General features: G+C 62.5%; 14 protein-coding genes. 10 read left to right on the forward strand and 4 right to left on the reverse strand.

All coding sequences use genetic code 11. The features are described from left to right. Positions 1 to 2: 2 nt before the first annotated feature. Positions 3 to 1,313, reverse strand: coding sequence for a nicotinate phosphoribosyltransferase (locus ACRCJM_RS04065; protein ID WP_431463983.1), 1,311 nt, complete (start codon positions 1,311 to 1,313; stop codon positions 3 to 5). Between the two features lie 137 nt (positions 1,314 to 1,450). Here ACRCJM_RS04065 and clpS point away from each other — a divergent pair, with 137 nt between their 5' ends. The 7 genes from clpS (at position 1,451) to ACRCJM_RS04100 (ending at position 6,731) form a co-directional block, all read left to right on the forward strand. Further along, the gene (gene clpS / locus ACRCJM_RS04070; RefSeq protein ID WP_431463897.1) at positions 1,451 to 1,765 is read left to right on the forward strand and encodes an ATP-dependent Clp protease adapter ClpS; all 315 of its coding nucleotides are present in this window, start codon (positions 1,451 to 1,453) and stop codon (positions 1,763 to 1,765) included. A 4-nt stretch (positions 1,766 to 1,769) separates the two neighbouring features. Beyond that, entirely contained in the window at positions 1,770 to 2,351 is a 582-nt protein-coding gene (locus ACRCJM_RS04075; protein ID WP_377128768.1) for a DUF2017 domain-containing protein, read from the forward strand. A 126-nt stretch (positions 2,352 to 2,477) separates the two neighbouring features. Continuing rightward, positions 2,478 to 3,446: a glutamate racemase gene (murI, locus tag ACRCJM_RS04080; RefSeq protein WP_237185881.1), complete on the forward strand. Its 969-nt coding sequence runs from the start codon at positions 2,478 to 2,480 to the stop codon at positions 3,444 to 3,446. A 34-nt stretch (positions 3,447 to 3,480) separates the two neighbouring features. Further along, positions 3,481 to 4,347: an MBL fold metallo-hydrolase gene (locus tag ACRCJM_RS04085; RefSeq protein WP_237185882.1), complete on the forward strand. Its 867-nt coding sequence runs from the start codon at positions 3,481 to 3,483 to the stop codon at positions 4,345 to 4,347. Between the two features lie 111 nt (positions 4,348 to 4,458). Further along, complete coding sequence (rph, locus tag ACRCJM_RS04090; protein ID WP_431463898.1) at positions 4,459 to 5,196, forward strand: ribonuclease PH; 738 nt, start codon at positions 4,459 to 4,461, stop codon at positions 5,194 to 5,196. Further along, positions 5,196 to 5,828: an RdgB/HAM1 family non-canonical purine NTP pyrophosphatase gene (gene rdgB / locus ACRCJM_RS04095; RefSeq protein ID WP_431463899.1), complete on the forward strand. Its 633-nt coding sequence runs from the start codon at positions 5,196 to 5,198 to the stop codon at positions 5,826 to 5,828. Before rph ends, rdgB begins: the two co-directional genes overlap by 1 nt. Positions 5,829 to 5,849: 21 nt before the next feature. Next, a complete protein-coding gene (locus ACRCJM_RS04100) occupies positions 5,850 to 6,731 on the forward strand; it encodes a phosphotransferase (RefSeq protein ID WP_431463900.1) in 882 nt (293 codons plus the stop codon). Between the two features lie 130 nt (positions 6,732 to 6,861). On the opposite strand, the gene ACRCJM_RS04105 is transcribed toward ACRCJM_RS04100, so the two are convergent. Then, positions 6,862 to 8,007, reverse strand: coding sequence for an ADP-ribosylglycohydrolase family protein (locus ACRCJM_RS04105; RefSeq protein WP_431463901.1), 1,146 nt, complete (start codon positions 8,005 to 8,007; stop codon positions 6,862 to 6,864). A gap of 48 nt (positions 8,008 to 8,055) precedes the next feature. On the opposite strand from ACRCJM_RS04105, the gene ACRCJM_RS04110 reads away from it, so the two are divergent. The 3 genes from ACRCJM_RS04110 to ACRCJM_RS04120 are packed head-to-tail and all read left to right on the forward strand — an operon-like array spanning position 8,056 to position 13,757. Next, positions 8,056 to 9,201 carry an exonuclease SbcCD subunit D gene (locus tag ACRCJM_RS04110; RefSeq protein ID WP_431463902.1) on the forward strand — a complete coding sequence of 382 codons (1,146 nt, stop codon included), beginning with the start codon at positions 8,056 to 8,058 and terminating at the stop codon, positions 9,199 to 9,201. Continuing rightward, entirely contained in the window at positions 9,202 to 12,372 is a 3,171-nt protein-coding gene (locus tag ACRCJM_RS04115; RefSeq protein ID WP_431463903.1) for an AAA family ATPase, read from the forward strand. It begins immediately after the preceding gene. Then, positions 12,369 to 13,757, forward strand: a complete 1,389-nt coding sequence (locus tag ACRCJM_RS04120) for an MFS transporter (RefSeq protein WP_431463904.1) — start codon at positions 12,369 to 12,371, stop codon at positions 13,755 to 13,757. The genes ACRCJM_RS04115 and ACRCJM_RS04120 overlap by 4 nt, the downstream gene beginning before the upstream one ends. 94 nt (positions 13,758 to 13,851) lie before the next feature. Here the strand turns inward: ACRCJM_RS04120 and ACRCJM_RS04125 are convergent, their stop codons facing one another. Together ACRCJM_RS04125 and ACRCJM_RS04130 are read right to left on the reverse strand one after the other, a co-directional pair. After that, on the reverse strand, positions 13,852 to 14,499 hold the full coding sequence (locus ACRCJM_RS04125) for an MBL fold metallo-hydrolase (protein WP_431463905.1): 648 nt from the start codon (positions 14,497 to 14,499) through the stop codon (positions 13,852 to 13,854). A gap of 14 nt (positions 14,500 to 14,513) precedes the next feature. Then, positions 14,514 to 15,605: an S-(hydroxymethyl)mycothiol dehydrogenase gene (locus ACRCJM_RS04130; protein ID WP_431463906.1), complete on the reverse strand. Its 1,092-nt coding sequence runs from the start codon at positions 15,603 to 15,605 to the stop codon at positions 14,514 to 14,516. Positions 15,606 to 15,647 lie beyond the last annotated feature (42 nt).

Genomic DNA, 15,647 nt, shown 5'->3' on the forward strand with positions numbered 1-15,647 from the left:
TCTTAAGAGACAAATTCTGTGGGAATGACCGGGTCGCCGGGGGAGAGACGGGTAGCGGCTACCGGCAGCTCCGTGAGGGAGCGGGCATGACGCTCGGCAGCTCGGCGTACGCCTTCAGCCCCGGTAAAGCCGGGCTGGATCTGCCCGTTCACCACCAGGTCTACCATGAGGGGGCGGTCGTTGGAGTCAGCCGGAGCCTCAATATCGAGCCCCACCACTTCGGCTGTGGCGGTGCCGGTGGTATCAAGACGGCGGACGGCGGTTTTCTTGCCGCCCACAGACGCCTTACCCGAGGACGCCTTAGCGACAGGCTCCATTACTCCCTGGGAGTTCTCGCGCAGAACCACCTTATACACCATGGAAGAGGTAGGAACACCGGAGCCGGTGACCAGCTTGGTGCCCACCCCGTAGGAGTTGACGGGGGCAGCGGCGAGTGAGGCGATAGCGTACTCGTCCAGGTCACTGGTGACGGTAATCTTGGTGTCGGTGTTTCCCAGCGCATCGAGCTGTTCGCGCACCTTCTGGGCCTGGGCCACTAGGTCGCCAGAATCAAGGCGAACCGCTCCAAGCTCCTGCCCGGCCAGCTCAACGGCAAGGTTCACGGCCTTCTCAACATCGTAGGTATCGACCAGCAGGGTGGTGCCCACCCCCAGAGAAGCTAGCTGGGCTTCAAAGGCCTGGCGTTCTGAGTCGTGTAATAGGGTAAAGGCGTGGGCGCTGGTACCGACGGTGTGAAGGCCGTAGCGGCGACCAGCCTCAAGGTTAGAGGTGGCGGTAAACCCAGCGATGACGGCGGCGCGGGCGGCAGATACCGCGGCCTGCTCATGGGCCCGGCGGGAGCCCATCTCCAGGCAAGGACGCTTGCCGGCGGCAACCGTCATGCGGGAGGCCGCGGTGGCGACAGCAGAATCAAAGTTGAGGATTGAGAGGATAAAGGTCTCGAGCAGGCAGGCCTCTGCGAAAGAGGCCTCGACCTGAAGCACGGGGGAGTGGGGGAAGAAGACCTCACCCTCGGCATAGCCCCGGATAGAACCGGAAAAACGGAAGTTAGCAAGGTAATCCAGGGTCTGCTCATTGACCACCTTACGGGAGGCCAAAAACTCCAGCTCTTCGGTATCAAAGCGGAAGTTCTCTAGCCCCTCAAGCAACCTGCCGGTGCCTGCCAAGACGCCGTAGCGGCGTCCGCCCGAAAGCCTGCGGGTGAAAACCTCGAAGACGGTACGCCGGTGGGCAGCACCTGAGGCTAGGGCAGCCTGCACCATGGTCAGCTCGTAGTGGTCGGTCAGGAGGGAAGTTTTTTGAGTCACGGGTATAACTTTATCCTTTTGTCTGTGCCTAAGCCCAGCCCTGTCCCTCAGCTTTGCTTGCTCCCACAGTGAACGAGCTGAGGTGCGAGAGACGGAAGAGCCCTATGATAGATAAGGTACAAATGACCTAAGGAGTGCACCCTATGCCTTCGGCTGCCTCAGCCACAGACACCCTGGCAGATCTTGAGCTCGATCTAGCCCTAGACGAGAGCACCCAGCTCAACCTGCCCTGGGCGGTCATTGTCTGGGACGACCCGGTTAACCTGATGAGCTTCGTGACCTACGTGCTGCGCACCCAGTTTGGCTACAGCACCGAAAAAGCCCACCAGCTCATGATGCAGGTACACACCGAAGGTAGGGCCACCGTCTTTAGCGGCTCCAAAGAAGAGGCCGAACGGCACACCACCGCCCTGCATACCTGGGGTCTGTGGGCAACCATCGAGCAGGCAGGTGCATAGTCTTATGGCTGAACCTTTTACCCCAACCTCCCGTGGCATTACCGCCCGCTTCACCCCTGAAGAGGTGCAGGTTCTCACCCGCCTGTTTGAGGACGTCGCCCTGGCGCTGGAGCCGGAAGAAGACCCCAATGCTGACCCCCTGGCGGCCCTGGTGGGGATTTCTGAAACCGCCAGCGTGCCCAGTGACCCCGCTGTTGCCCGTATGCTGCCGGTGGCGAGCGACGATCCGGAAGTTGCCGACGAATACCGCCGTTTCACCGACCTCTCCCTGCGCCGGGCCAAGATTGAACACCTCACCCAGGCCTCCATGGACCTGCAGGCCGGAGTTGTGCGCCTAGATACCGAAAGAGCCAACAGCTGGGCAGCCGCCCTCAACGATGTGCGTCTGACCCTGGGCACCCGTTTAGGGATTAACAGCGCTGAGGACGCCGACCGCATCGGCGAACACACCGACTGGGGCAGCGTAGAGAGCACCGAAGACTACATGGCCCTGCTTTATAACTTCGTCACCTGGCTGCAAGAAAGCCTCATGCAGAGCCTCCTGCTGGGTCTGGACGAGGCCGGGGCGGGGCCGTCCGCACCGTAAATAATCTTTCGTGACCGATTATGACGCCCCGCGCGGGCGCCGGGGCGTGATAGTCCACTCAAAAGCTGGTCGCTGCGATGGGCGCCCTACAGTTTTCTTCAACCTTTAGCTAATGTCAGGTGTGTAATGAGCGAAACCAACCCGAAACTCGTAACCCCCTGGGGTAGTCAGGTGCTTGCCGAACCCACCGCAAGCGCCCCCATCGGCGTGTTCGATTCGGGAGTGGGCGGCCTAACCGTTGCCCGCGCCATCATGGACCAGCTACCGCACGAGTCGGTGATTTACGTGGGCGACACCGCCCACGGCCCCTACGGCCCCCTGACCATCGCCCAGGTGCGAGCCCATGCCCTGCGCATCATGGACGAGCTGGTGGACTCCGGGGTCAAGCTCCTGGTGATTGCCTGCAACACGGCGTCGGCCGCTGTGCTGAGGGACGCCCGCGAGCGCTACACCCGCAAGTACGGTATTCAGGTGGTTGAGGTTATCCAGCCCGCCGCCCGCCGAGCGGTGGCGGCAACCCGCAACCGTAAAATCGGTGTCATCGCCACCGAAGCTACCGTGACCTCCCGGGCCTATGAAGACACCTTCTCGGTCATGAGCGACCTTGAAATCTACTCTGTGGCCTGCCCCCGCTTCGTAGAGTTCGTTGAAAAGGGCATTACCAGCGGCCCTGAGCTCCTTGAGACTGCCGAAGAATACCTGGCTCCTCTCAAGGAGGCCGGGGTCGATACCCTGGTGCTGGGCTGTACCCACTACCCCCTGCTTACCGGCGTCATCTCCTACATCATGGGCGATGACGTTACCCTGGTATCGTCTTCGGAAGAGTCGGCTAAGGACGTCTACAAGGCTCTGCTAAGAGCTGGCCTAGAGCGCCCTGCCGCCCTGCCGCCCTCCCACGAATTCCTGGCCACCGGTGAAACCGAAACCTTCGAGCACTTAGCCCGCCGCTTCCTAGGGCCCGAGGTCGCCAAGGTACGCCATACCAACTCGGTGGCAGAACGATTCCCCACCGGCTCCCTGGCAGTCGTTCCTCCCGAACTCATCACCCAGACTGTTACCACCCCGCGCATTACCATCACCACAGACACTCCCTAACCCACAGACACACACAGAAGAAGGAAGGCCACTGATGCGATTGACCGTCATAGGCTGTACCGGTTCTTTCCCCGGGCCCAATGCAGCGGCCAGCTGCTACATGGTCTCGACTATTGATGACCTGGGAAAGACCTGGCGCATTATCGTCGATATGGGCAACGGAGCCCTGGGCACCCTTCAGACCCACATCAACCTCGAAGATATCGACGCCATCCTGATTTCTCACCTGCACCCCGACCACTGCATCGACCTCTCAGGGCTGCACGTAGCGGTCAAATGGAACCCCAACGGCTGGTCTAAGGGACCCATTCCCCTCTACGGGCCCAGCGATATTCACCAGTACCTGGTCAACACCCACGGCCTGCCCATCGAACCGGGCATGCACACCGAGTTTGAGTTCCATGAGTGGACCAACCACGCCGAGGTCAAAATCGGCCCCTTCACAGTGACCCCGCACGTGGTCGTACACCCCACCAAGGAGCCCTACGCCCTGCGCATCGAGTGTGAAACCGGTGAAGGCAAGACCGTGCTCACCTACTCCGGCGACACCGACTCCTGCATCGGCCTGATTGAAGCAGCCCGCGAGGCAGACCTTTTCCTCTGCGAAGCGGCCTACCAGGAGGGCCGCGACGACGCCCTGCGCGGCATCCACCTGACCGGCAAACGTGCCGGTGAAGCGGCAGCCGAGGCAGGCGTCCGCAATCTACTGCTCACCCACCTGCCCATCTGGAACGACCCCGCTATTGCCCTGGCCGAAGCCAAGAGCGTTTTTGACGGGCCGATATCGGTGGCTGAGGCCTCGGCAACCTACCGGGTCAACCCCCGCCGTAGCCCCGAGGAATATGCCAGCAACCCGCAGACCACCACCCTGAACGTCATTAGCCGCCACCAGGGGAGCTAGTTACCGCCCCTGCCCACAAGTAGCCAACGCAGACAACACGGGTGCAGAAAAGCGCCCGTGTTTTTGTGCGCCCCGGGCAACAGACGCTAGGCTGAAACCATGACAGAAAACATGGCAGCACCCACCCTACGCGGCGACGGCCGCACTCCCGACCAGCTCCGCCCCATCACCGTCACCCGCGGCTGGTCAAAGAACGCCGAAGGCTCGGCCCTGATTGAATTCGGCAACACCCGGGTGCTCTGCACCGCCTCACTGACCGAGGGCGTGCCCCGCTGGCTCAAGGGCCAGGGCACCGGCTGGGTCACCGCAGAATACGCCATGCTACCGCGCGCCACCAACACCCGTAACTCCCGTGAGTCGGTCAAGGGCAAGATTGGCGGCCGCACCCACGAAATTTCTCGACTGATTGGCCGCTCCCTGCGCGCCGTCATCGACACCGCTGAGCTGGGCGAGAACACCATCGTGCTCGACTGCGATGTGCTCCAGGCGGACGGCGGCACCCGCACCGCCGCTATCACCGGCGCCTATATCGCCCTGGCCGACGCCATCAAGTGGGCCCAGACCCAGGGCATTATCCCGGCCAAGGCTAAGCCCCTCACCGGCTCTGTTGCCGCAATTTCTGTGGGCATCATCGACGGCGTTCCTATGCTTGATCTGCCCTACGAAGAAGATGTGCGCGCCGAGACCGACATGAACGTGGTCGTCACCGGCGAAGGCAAGTTCGTTGAGGTTCAGGGAACCGCAGAGGGCGCCCCCTTCGACCGCGGCGAACTGAACTCTCTGCTCGATTTGGCCCTGCACGGCACCGCGCAGCTAGCCCAGATCCAGCGCGAAGCCCTGGAGGACTAATGCCCGCCAAAATCGTTCTTGCCACCCACAACCAGGGGAAACTGCGCGAGTTCCGCGAGATGCTGCGCGGCGCTATCGAGGGGCTGGACGTTGACACCGAGGTGATCGACGCCGGTGCAGCAGGTGCCCCCGACGTGGTTGAAGACGGCGTTACTTTTGCCCAGAACTCCCTCTTGAAGGCCCGCGCGGTAGCCGCGGCTACCGGCCTGATTGCTATTGCCGACGACTCAGGCCTGTCGGTCGACGTGCTGGGCGGTGCCCCCGGTATTTTCAGCGCTCGCTGGGCCGGCCGGCACGGAGACGATGAAGCCAACCTCAACCTGCTCCTAGCGCAGCTTTCAGATATCGCCGATGAACACCGCCGCGCCCGCTTCGTCTGCGCCGCCTCGATGGTTACCCCCGAAGGTAAAGAGGCTGTGGAGGAGGGGGAGCTTGCCGGAACCCTGCTGCGCGAGCCCCGCGGTGAGGGCGGGTTCGGCTATGACCCGATCCTGGCAGCCGACGGTTTCACCGGCGAATACGCTGGCCTCTCTTGCGCTCAGGTGCCCGCCGATGTCAAGAATGCCATCAGCCACCGGAGCCAGGCCCTAGCCAAGCTTCTTCCCCACCTACAGGCCGCCCTGGCCCAGTAACAATCCTGTACGAGGTACCCTATGGCAGCGCACCTTACACTCATTGAACAGATGAAGGCTCTTCCCGTGGTCACGGCGGTGATGGAGCAAGCCGGTTTGAACATTCCCCGCGACCGCTGGGACATCCGGACCACCGGCTCTGCCCACATCATCGTCAACATGGGGGCGGAGCTGAGTGTGCGTATCGCCAAAACCCAGCAGACCGGGCACCTGGTAGCCCGCCGCACCGAGATCCTGCGGCGGCTACCCCAGGACCTTCCCTTTGCGGTACCCCGACCCATCACCCGGGTTATCACCCGGAACGGCTTCACCGCTGTAGGGCTAACCTGGATTAAGGGGGAGCCTCGCCTGCAGGGTTCGGCCCCGCCCAAGCAGCTTGCCACCCTGGTCAAAGCTATCCACTCGGTAGATTTCAGCGGCTACGGGCCCTACCTTGACATGGTGCACGAGCACTGGGGTGGACGCGATAACTGGGAGGTGCTCCTGCGCGAGCAGGTCGTACCTCAGTTGCTCACCGGCGCCCAGAAGGTAGCTCACGCAGCCATAGATCGGGTACTGGCTCTGGAACCTGCCTCACCGGTTCTCGTCCACGGCGACCTAGCCGGCCACAATATTCTCTGGAACGGCGACAAACTGGTCGGCGTTATCGACTGGGACCACGCCTCTGTAGGGGACGCGGCCGTTGACCATGCCGCCCTGGGTAACTTCTACGGCTGGGGTTCCCTCTCTAAAGCGCTCGATGAAACCCAGCTGGAACGCGCCAAAATAGTGGCCCGCCTGCTACCGCTGCAGTCCCTGGCCTACACCATGCGCAATGGCATGGGCGGAGCTATCCAACGCCTGGCCGTGGAACGCGCTGACGAATGGTACCTGGACCACCGCACAGAGGTGCTTGCAGCTTAGGAACCCTAGCGAAAGAAGGGCAGACAGGCTCACGCTCACTGCCGACCCTCTCGCTGGTTCGCTAGCGCTCACAAGCGATTCACGCCAGCCCCGCAGCCAGCAGTTTCGCTGCGAGCCTGCCTGCCCTTACCTACACCCCAAGCTGCTTGAACCAGGCTACCTCAACCAGGTTCAGGGCTTCTGCGGCGTCGGTAGCAGGGGCGAGGTCTGCCGGGAAAGCAGTGTCGCCCCAGAGCGCTCCGAGCAGGGAGCCGACCAGAGCCCCGATTGAATCTGAATCGCCGGTGACTGCAATTGCCGCGCCCAGGGCTTCCCTCACTGCCTGCTGCTGGTTCAGCTTCTCCGCAGCGACGTCCGCCTCTGCCCGCAGAGCTAAGAAGAGGGCGTAGCCGAGCACATCGGGGGCCACCAGGAGTTCGCCGAAGTGGGGGCAGGCGTCCGCCACCTGCGCTTCTTGCTGAGCCAGGCGGACGGCGGTGCCCAGCGCCGTGCGGGTGAGCGCGGCATCGCCGGGTAGGGCCTGGCTTTGCTCCACCGTGCCCAGCCAGTTCAGCACCTGCTGGGTGCATGCTTCAAGCACACCGGGGCGGGGAGCCTGCGCGGTACCCTGGCTGGTGCTACCCAGCAGATAGCGAATGAGCAGGGCGTAGGCGCTCGCAGAGATGACGGCCTCGGGGTGGCCGTGGGTGAGGGCCGCGGCGTGGGCGGATAGCTTGATGACGGTAGCGTCATCGGCCACCGGCAGGTAACCGAAGGGGGCAGAGCGCATGAGCGCCCCGGTGCCCAGGGCCTGCGGGTTGATGTTTTTAGAGATAAACCGCATTTCCCCCGTGGCAAGGGCTGCCAGGGTTGCCTTGCCCGGGCCCCGCTGCTGGCGCATCACCTGAAGCGCATCGAGGGGGCGGGGAAGGGAGTAGGGGGCGGTCTCGGGCGCCGGGTGGCCGGTGCCGGTGTACCAGCGCAGGTAGGCTAGCCAGATGCAGGCCAGCTCGTCGGCTGCCTGGCCCTCGTTGTTCCACTCCAGCACCTCGGTGAGCCCGTCGAGGGTTGCCAGGGTGAGCTGGGTGTCATCTGAAACGAGCAGGGGTTCCCGGGCGATAGCCGCGATAAGGTCGGCTCCTGTACGCCCGCCCCAGTGCTCAGCAATCTGTTCTACGGTGCTGGTCTCTAGGGGGTAGCCCAGGGCATCCCCCAGGGCGGTACCCAGCAGGGAGCCACGCAGGGCCGACCGGTAGGCGGGGGAGAGGGCATCGGGGGCAGGAAAAACAGAAGTCATGCTCCCTATTCTAAAGCGGGGTAAGAGCGGGACCACTAAACTGGTGGTATGCGTATCTTGCACACCTCAGACTGGCACCTGGGCCGCACCTTTCACGGTACCTCCCTGCACTCCTATGCCGAGCAGCTGCTCGATGAGCTGGTGAACCTGATTCAGGAACAGGGTATTGACGTGGTGCTGATCAGCGGGGACGTCTATGATCAGGCCCAGCCCCGCACCGAGACCGTGCAGCTCTTTGACCGTACCCTCACCCGCCTGGTGCAGGCCGGGGCCCAGGTGGTAGCAACTAGTGGTAATCATGACTCGGCTATTCGCCTGGGCTTTGGCTCTTCTTTGCTGAGTGTTGCGGGCGTGCACCTGGTGACCTCGCAAACCCAGGTGGGCCAGCCCGTCCTGCTGTCCGCCGGGGGCGTTGAGGTGGCCTTTTACGGCATACCCTACCTAGAGCCGCGCCCGATTGCTGCCCGCTGGGGCACCGAGGCCAGCCACGCGAGCGTGCTGGCTGAAGCTATGAGGAGGGTGGAAGAGGACGCCGCTACCCGCCAGGTTGCCGCCACGGTGGTGCTTGCCCACTGCTTTGCCACGGGTTCAGAGCCCTCAGAGTCAGAACGCGATATCTCGGTAGGCGGGGTGCAGCAGGTGCCGGCGAGCACCTTTGCCGCTGCCAGCTACACCGCCCTGGGGCACCTGCACGGGCGGCAGAAGGTTACCGATACCGTCAGGTACTCCGGCTCTCTTTTGGCCTATTCTTTTAGCGAGCAAAACCACCGTAAGGGGGCCTGGATTATCGACGTAGCTCCTGACGGAACTATCGAGGTGAATGAACATACCTGGCAAACCCACCTGGTGCTCAAGACCCTCAAGGGCACCCTCGACGAGGTGCTTGCCGAAAGCACCGTGGCGGCCTACGGCCGGGCTTTTGTCAGTATTACCCTCACCGATGCTGAGCGACCGGCTGGAGCCCTTGACCAGCTCAAGGCTCACTACGCCCACGTGCAAGAGCTGTACTTCGCTCCCGAGGGAATAAGCTCCGCCCAGGAACACAGCTACCGCCGCACCCGCCAGCCCCAGAGCGTACAGGCCATCTGTGAGTCCTTCTACGACCACGTCCGCGGCAGAGCCCTCAACGAAGCCGAAACCACCTACCTGACCGACGTCCTTGACCAGGTACGCACCAGGGGAGCGAGCGACTAAATGCGAATCCACCGACTAGAACTCACCGCCTACGGCCCCTTCCCAGGCACCATAACCCTAGACTTCGATGACCTCAATCGCGAGGGAATCTTCTTGCTCAACGGCCCGACCGGCTCCGGCAAATCGTCCATCCTCGACGCTATCTGCTTTGCCCTCTACGGCACCACCTCATCGGGGCGAACCGACCTCAAATCCCGCTTCGCTGAGCCTCACGTGCAGCCCCGCGTTATCCTCGACTGCACTATCGGCACCGACCGCTACCGTATCGACCGCAGCCCGGCCTACGAGCGCCCCAAGAAACGCGGTCAGGGCACCATCACCGAACAGGCCAAGACCCTGATCGAGAAGTTCGACGCTACCACCGGCAGCTGGGAACCCGACCCGGCAATCACCCGCCATAAGGACGCCGGCGACTTCATGCTCTCCGTGCTAGGGCTCAACGCCCAGCAGTTCAACCAGGTCATGCTACTGCCCCAGGGCAAATTCCAGCGCTTTCTGGTAGCTGACTCTGGTGAAAGGGAACAGCTCCTCAAACAGCTCTTTGGCACCGAGGACTTCGAAAAGGTCCAGGCCCTGCTCCACGAACACGCCAAGGACGCCGACGCCGCAGCCAAAGCCGCCCAGCGAGAGCTACAGGTGCTAGAGCAAAGGGCAGAACGCGCCGAACAGGCTGCCCGAGTAGACCAGGCCCGCCAGGCTCTAGGACTAGACGGCCCGACAGTTACCGAAGAACAAATCGAAACGGACGCAGAGCAAGGCCCTGCCGCGTCCACAGAAACAGGTGCCACCTCGGTAGCTGACCTTCCCGCCCACCTAGGCCAGGTGCTCAGCGAGCTAGCTGACCTGACACAAAAGCTAGAAGACCGGCGAGATGTTAGCGCCCAAGAGCGTGAAGCGCTCGCAGCCAGGCATACTGCAACCGCCCAGCTACAGAAAGACTGGGCGACCTATCGTGACCTCATCCAAGAGAAGGCAACTCTAGCAGGCCAAGAGGGCCAGATAGCTATAAGCCGTGCCCGCCTTGAAGAACACCGGGTAGCTGCCGAACTGATTCCTGACGTAACTGCCGAAGAGCAGGCGAGAACCAGCTACCAGCAAGCGGTAGAGCGTGCAGAAGCCCAGCTGGAGAGCAGCCGTGAGCTGCTGGCGTCCGCGCGGGAAAACCTGACCGAAAGTGCCCTGGAATACGGTCTACTGACCCAAACCCAGGCCGTACTTGAGGCTCCCCTGGCAGAAACCACCAGCCAGGAGCTGGGTGACCAGGCCAGCACTCACATTGACCAGCTCACCCGCTATCAGCAGGCAGAAAAAGATAGCGCCGCCCTAGCCGTCCAAGAAAAAACCAGCGCCGCTACCCTCAAACAGCTCACCAGCCGCCACAGCCAGCTAACCCAGAGCCTTGAAGAGTCCCGCCTAACCCTTGAGAAGCAGCGCCAGGACTACGCGGAGACCGAGCAGGCCGCTGCCCGTGAGGAAGCCGCCCGTGCTCTCCTGACCGGTGCCCGCGACCGTCTCACCGCAGCCCAGCGTATGGTGGAGGCCCGCAGACACGTAGATACCACCCGCCAGTTATCCCTCAGGGCAGAAGAAAGCCGGAGGGCAGCGTCCGCCCATGCCGATAGCCTCCAGCGCCAACGCTTCGATGCCGCCGCCCAGATTCTGGCCGAAGCCCTGACCGAGGGGCAACCCTGTAGCGTCTGCGGGTCCACAGAGCACCCTGCCCCTGCCAGCTACGATCAAGCCACTCAGCCCGTGACAGAAGAGGTCCTCGCCCAGGCACGGCGCACCCGCGATCGGGCAGAGACAGAGGCCCAAGAGGCCCTTGCCGCCCTAACGGCAGCCCAGAGTACCCTGGCACAGCTGGTAGAGCAGGGCACCCCCGAACCTGAAGAAGCCCAGGCCGCAGTCACCGCAGCCCAGGAAGAGCTCGCTCTAGCCCAGGCCCAGGTAGCTCATCGCAAGACCCTAGCCCAGCGTATTGACACCTTAGAAAAGGACCTTGAGAAAAAGCAGCTACAACTGGCCGAGGCCCAGCGCCAGCTCACCGGTGAAGAGGTGAAACTGCAACAGCTCACAGATCAGCGACAAAGTCTCGAAGCCGAGCTAGCGCCGCACCGCCAAGGCCCGAGTTTCTCCGACCGTATCTCCACTCTCAACCGGCTGGCCAGGCAACTACCCTCCTTACGTGCAGCCTACGCCGACCAGGACCGCCGACAGCAGGCGCTGGCGTCCGCCCAAGAAAACCTGCGCCGAGCCCTAGCCGAAGCTAGCCTGGACGATGCCCAGCAGGTGAAAAACCAGCTCTTGGACAAGTCCCAGGTGAGCCAGCTTGAACAGCAGCTCACCGCCCACCGGGGCCGCACCCTGGCAGTTACAACCCAACTCAGCAGTCCCGCTCTAGAAAAGATTGCTAGGCTTCAGGCCAGCGGGGAGCAGGCACCCACGACCGAAGAACTTACCCAACTTGCTACCCGCATCGCCCAGCTCAACGCCGAACGAGATACCCTGATTAGCCAGGCCACCCGCCTGGCCGGGGCTAGCGCTGAGCTAGAAGAGGTACTGGGCCTGCTCGAGGCCGCCCTAGACCAGAGCCGGGTACTGCTTGAGGATGCCCATCTCAAAGGAGAACTTGCCGCTACCGCCACAGCAGCCCCGGGCAGCGACAACCGCCTGCGCATGACCCTGACCTCCTACGTGCTGGCCTACCAGCTCGCCGAGGTAGCAGAAGCAGCCAGCGAGCACCTGGAAAAGATGACCCACGGCCGCTACCGGCTGGAACACAGCGACAGGGCAGAGGGGCGCAACAAGAAATCCGGTCTAGCTCTGGATATTTTTGACGCCTGGCACAATGCCCGCCGCCGCCCCGACAGCCTCTCAGGTGGTGAAACCTTCATGGCCTCCTTAGCCCTGGCCCTGGGCCTAGCCGATGTGGTTCAGCAGGCTAACGGTGGTATCGACATTGATACCCTCTTTGTGGACGAGGGCTTTGGCTCCCTGGACGATGAAACCCTTGAGGAGGTCATGACCACCATCGACTCACTCCGCGAGCGCGGGCGAGTCATTGGCCTGATTTCGCACGTGACCGAGATGAAGAACCGCATTAACAAGCACATCGTCCTTACCAGCTCGCCCCAGGGATCTTCCCTCGTCGCAGATGCAGGAGCAGCGTGAGCCCCCACCGTAACCCCAAGAACCGTAGCTCATCCCCTCGCACGGGGCTAGGCTATCGGCGCGACCGACAGCGGGCTAGCAACCCCAACCTACGAACCAGCCTGCGCGAGAGCATCAAACGGCTACGTATCTCGGCCCAGTATGCCCGCACACGGATGAGCGACCTTTTGCTCACCCACGGTTGGCGCTTCCTCTTCTTCTCCCTGCTCATGCGACTGCCTGCAGCTATGGTGATGCTGGCGGTGATGATGATGCTGGCCGTGCAGAATAACGAAGCGACCCTGGGAGGCTATGCCGCAGGTACGGTAGGGCTGAGCGCAGCCCTGATGGTGCCGGTCTACCGATCTATTTCTGAGCGTTGGGGCCAGCGGAGAATCTTCTTCGCCGTCACCGTGCTCAACATTCTGGCCCTCATGTGGCTGATGCTAGAATCCCTGCGCTTTGCAGAGACCAGTAACGGCTCTATTGGCAGGTTTCTCACCGCCTGCGCGGTAACCGGCGTGACTACCGTTCCCCTGGGTGCCATGATGCGAAGTTACTGGAGTGCCGAGTACCTGACCACTAAGGACCGCCGCAAGCTCAACGCGTCCATCTCTCTAGAGACCATGTTTGACGTCATCGCCCTGCCCGCCGGGGCTGTGCTGGCCGGTATGACCACGGTTTTCCTCACCGCCCAGTCGGCCCTCTTCTCGGTCATCGTGCTCGATATGCTGGGCCTGCTCATGCTGCTGTGGCGCCCGGAAAATCTACCGGTTGAGACCCGGGACGTTAGCGGGGGCAACCGCCGCAAGCCCCTGCGCGGTGTAAGCCGCTCCCTGCTCTGGATACCCCAGCTAGGCACCATCTGCTTGGGCCTGTCCCTGGGCGCTACCCAGGCAGCTATCGTGGCCTACGCCATTTCAACCGACCAGATAGGCATCACCGGCTTCCTCATAGCCCTACTCGGTCTGTGCGCGGTTATCTCTGCCCTGTTTGTGCTCTTTGAGCGCCTGCCCATGTTCGGGTGGGGGGCCTGGCTGGTGAGCGGGGTGGGCCTGACCCTCACTGCCATGACCCTGTCTCTGCCCACCTCTGCTATGGGTATGGTGATTCCTCTGATCAGCGTGGGTCTTGCCTACGGTATTTGCCTGGTCACCATGGACTCAGTGGCCACCAGCCTCTCGGTGCGTAAAAACCTGGACCTGGCTCTTTCTACCCTGCAGGCCTGTTCCCTGGGCGGTATTGCGGTGGGATTCGTGTGGGCAGCTGATTTGAGCGGATCCTACAGCTATCAGGTGGCCCTGATTATTCCTCTCATCGCTGCTGCAATCTACTTCTGCCTGGGGCACCTCTACGGGTTCTTGTGGCGTCGCACCTACGAGGAGCGTCTGGCCCTGCTGCCCTAGTGCCGACCCTCATCACTCCCAACACAAGGGGCCCTACCGTCAGCTGACGGTAGGGCCCCCTTGCTATAGGTTGAGAGAGCGGACGCCCTCGCGGCTAGTGGCCGCGCTTAATCCAGTTCTCCAGCTCGGGAGCTTCTAGACCGATACCGGTGGAGTCCCCGTGTCCGGTGAGCACAGCGGTGGATTCGGGCAGGGTCAAGAGCTTGGTTGAGATTGACTCGATAATGGTTTCGAAGCTGGAGAAGGAGCGTCCGGTAGCCCCGGGACCTCCCTGGAAGAGGGTATCGCCCGAGAAGACCACTCCCTCGCTGTTCTCCCAGGAGAGGGAGGGTGCGTAGAAGCAGACGGAGCCGGGGGAATGGCCGGGCGTTGCCAGGACGTTCAGCTCGGTGGAGCCAATAGTAATGGTGTCGCCCTCTGCCAGCTCCCCATCAAAGTCCCAGGAAGGGTAGACCATCTCCCACAGTGGCCGGTCTGCCGGGTTCAGGTAGACCGGAGCCTCGAAACGGTCGGCGGCTTCCTTGGCTGAGCGGATGTGGTCATCGTGGGCGTGGGTGAGCAGGATTTTTTCTACCGTGCGGCCAGCTACCTTAGCTGAGATCTTGTCGACGTCGTGGGCGGGGTCAATAATGACTACCGAGCTGTCGTTGCCAATAATCCAGACGTTGTTATCGACCTCCCAGGTGCCCCCGTCCAGGGAGAAAGTACCGGAGGTGACTACTCGTTCAATGCGTTCTGACAAAGGAGCCTCCTTCCCTAGAGCTCAACAACCGAGCGTAGAACCTTGCCGGTCTTCATGGTTTCAAAGGCCTCATTGACCTGGTCCAGGCTGATGCGTTCTGAGACGAAACCGTCCAGGTCGAGGTTGCCCAGCTGGTAGTGCTGCACGAACATGGGGAAGTCGCGGGAGGGTAAGGTATCGCCGTACCAGGCTGACTTGATGGAGCCACCCCGGCCGAAGACCTCGTCCAGGGGAGCTTCCCAGGTGGTACCGGGGGCGGGCACACCCACCAGGACAACGCGTCCGGCCAGGTCGCGGGCTTCGAAGGCCTGCTTGAAAGTGGCTTCAACACCCACCGCGTCAATGACCAGGTCGGCTCCGAAGCCCTCGGTCAGGTCCTTGATAGCGGCAACAGGATCCTGGTTCTTGGAATTGATGACGTGGGTGGCCCCGTGCTCCTTGGCGCGGGCTAGCTTATCGTCGTCAATGTCTACAGCGATGATGGTGGTCGCCCCGCTCAGCTTGGCTCCGGCAACAGCGGCAGTACCTACACCGCCGCAACCAATCACAGCGACGGACTCACCGCGGGCAACCTCACCGGTGTTGAGCACAGCGCCCAGACCGGCGGTAACACCGCAGCCCAGCAGGCCGATGGCGGCGTACTGGTCTTCGGTTAGCTCAGCGTCAATCTTGGTGCATTGCCCGGCTGCTACCAGAGTTTTCTCGGCAAAGGAGCCGATGCCCAGGGCGGGGGAGAGCTCGGTGCCGTCCTCAAGAGTCATCTTCTGGGTCGCGTTGTGGGTTGCAAAGCAGTACTGGGGCTTGCCCTTCTTACAGGCGCGGCACTCGCCGCAGACAGCACGCCAGTTGAGAATCACCAGGTCACCGGGAGCTACATTGGTCACGCCCTCACCCACGGCTTCGACGATTCCTGCTGATTCGTGGCCCAGCAGGTAGGGGTAGTCATTGCCGACTCCGCCCTGGACGTAGTGGTGGTCGGTCTGGCAGACACCGCAGGTGAGCACCTTGACCAGGGCTTCACCCTTGATGGGGTCGGGCACATTGATGGTGACAACTTCGACGGGCTGATCCTTGGCCAGCGAAACAACGGCCTTGACCTTGTGCATGGGGCTCCTTTTGTAGCGGGAGGGAATATCGGGGATCGGGGC

It is taken from the genome of Rothia sp. L_38 (assembly GCF_050689125.1).
In the GTDB taxonomy this organism is placed as follows: Bacteria; Actinomycetota; Actinomycetes; order Actinomycetales; family Micrococcaceae; genus Rothia.

What these genes read in the sequence shown, in the direction of transcription:
- rph (WP_431463898.1), top strand. Translation starts at nt 4,459, where the DNA reads ATGGCAGCACCCACCCTACGCGGCGACGGCCGCACTCCCGACCAGCTC.
- ACRCJM_RS04075 (WP_377128768.1), top strand. Translation starts at nt 1,770, where the DNA reads ATGGCTGAACCTTTTACCCCAACCTCCCGTGGCATTACCGCCCGCTTC.
- ACRCJM_RS04085 (WP_237185882.1), top strand. Translation starts at nt 3,481, where the DNA reads ATGCGATTGACCGTCATAGGCTGTACCGGTTCTTTCCCCGGGCCCAAT.
- ACRCJM_RS04110 (WP_431463902.1), top strand. Translation starts at nt 8,056, where the DNA reads ATGCGTATCTTGCACACCTCAGACTGGCACCTGGGCCGCACCTTTCAC.
- rdgB (WP_431463899.1), top strand. Translation starts at nt 5,196, where the DNA reads ATGCCCGCCAAAATCGTTCTTGCCACCCACAACCAGGGGAAACTGCGC.
- ACRCJM_RS04130 (WP_431463906.1), bottom strand. Translation starts at nt 15,605, where the DNA reads ATGCACAAGGTCAAGGCCGTTGTTTCGCTGGCCAAGGATCAGCCCGTC.
- clpS (WP_431463897.1), top strand. Translation starts at nt 1,451, where the DNA reads ATGCCTTCGGCTGCCTCAGCCACAGACACCCTGGCAGATCTTGAGCTC.
- ACRCJM_RS04105 (WP_431463901.1), bottom strand. Translation starts at nt 8,007, where the DNA reads ATGACTTCTGTTTTTCCTGCCCCCGATGCCCTCTCCCCCGCCTACCGG.
- ACRCJM_RS04115 (WP_431463903.1), top strand. Translation starts at nt 9,202, where the DNA reads ATGCGAATCCACCGACTAGAACTCACCGCCTACGGCCCCTTCCCAGGC.
- ACRCJM_RS04100 (WP_431463900.1), top strand. Translation starts at nt 5,850, where the DNA reads ATGGCAGCGCACCTTACACTCATTGAACAGATGAAGGCTCTTCCCGTG.
- murI (WP_237185881.1), top strand. Translation starts at nt 2,478, where the DNA reads ATGAGCGAAACCAACCCGAAACTCGTAACCCCCTGGGGTAGTCAGGTG.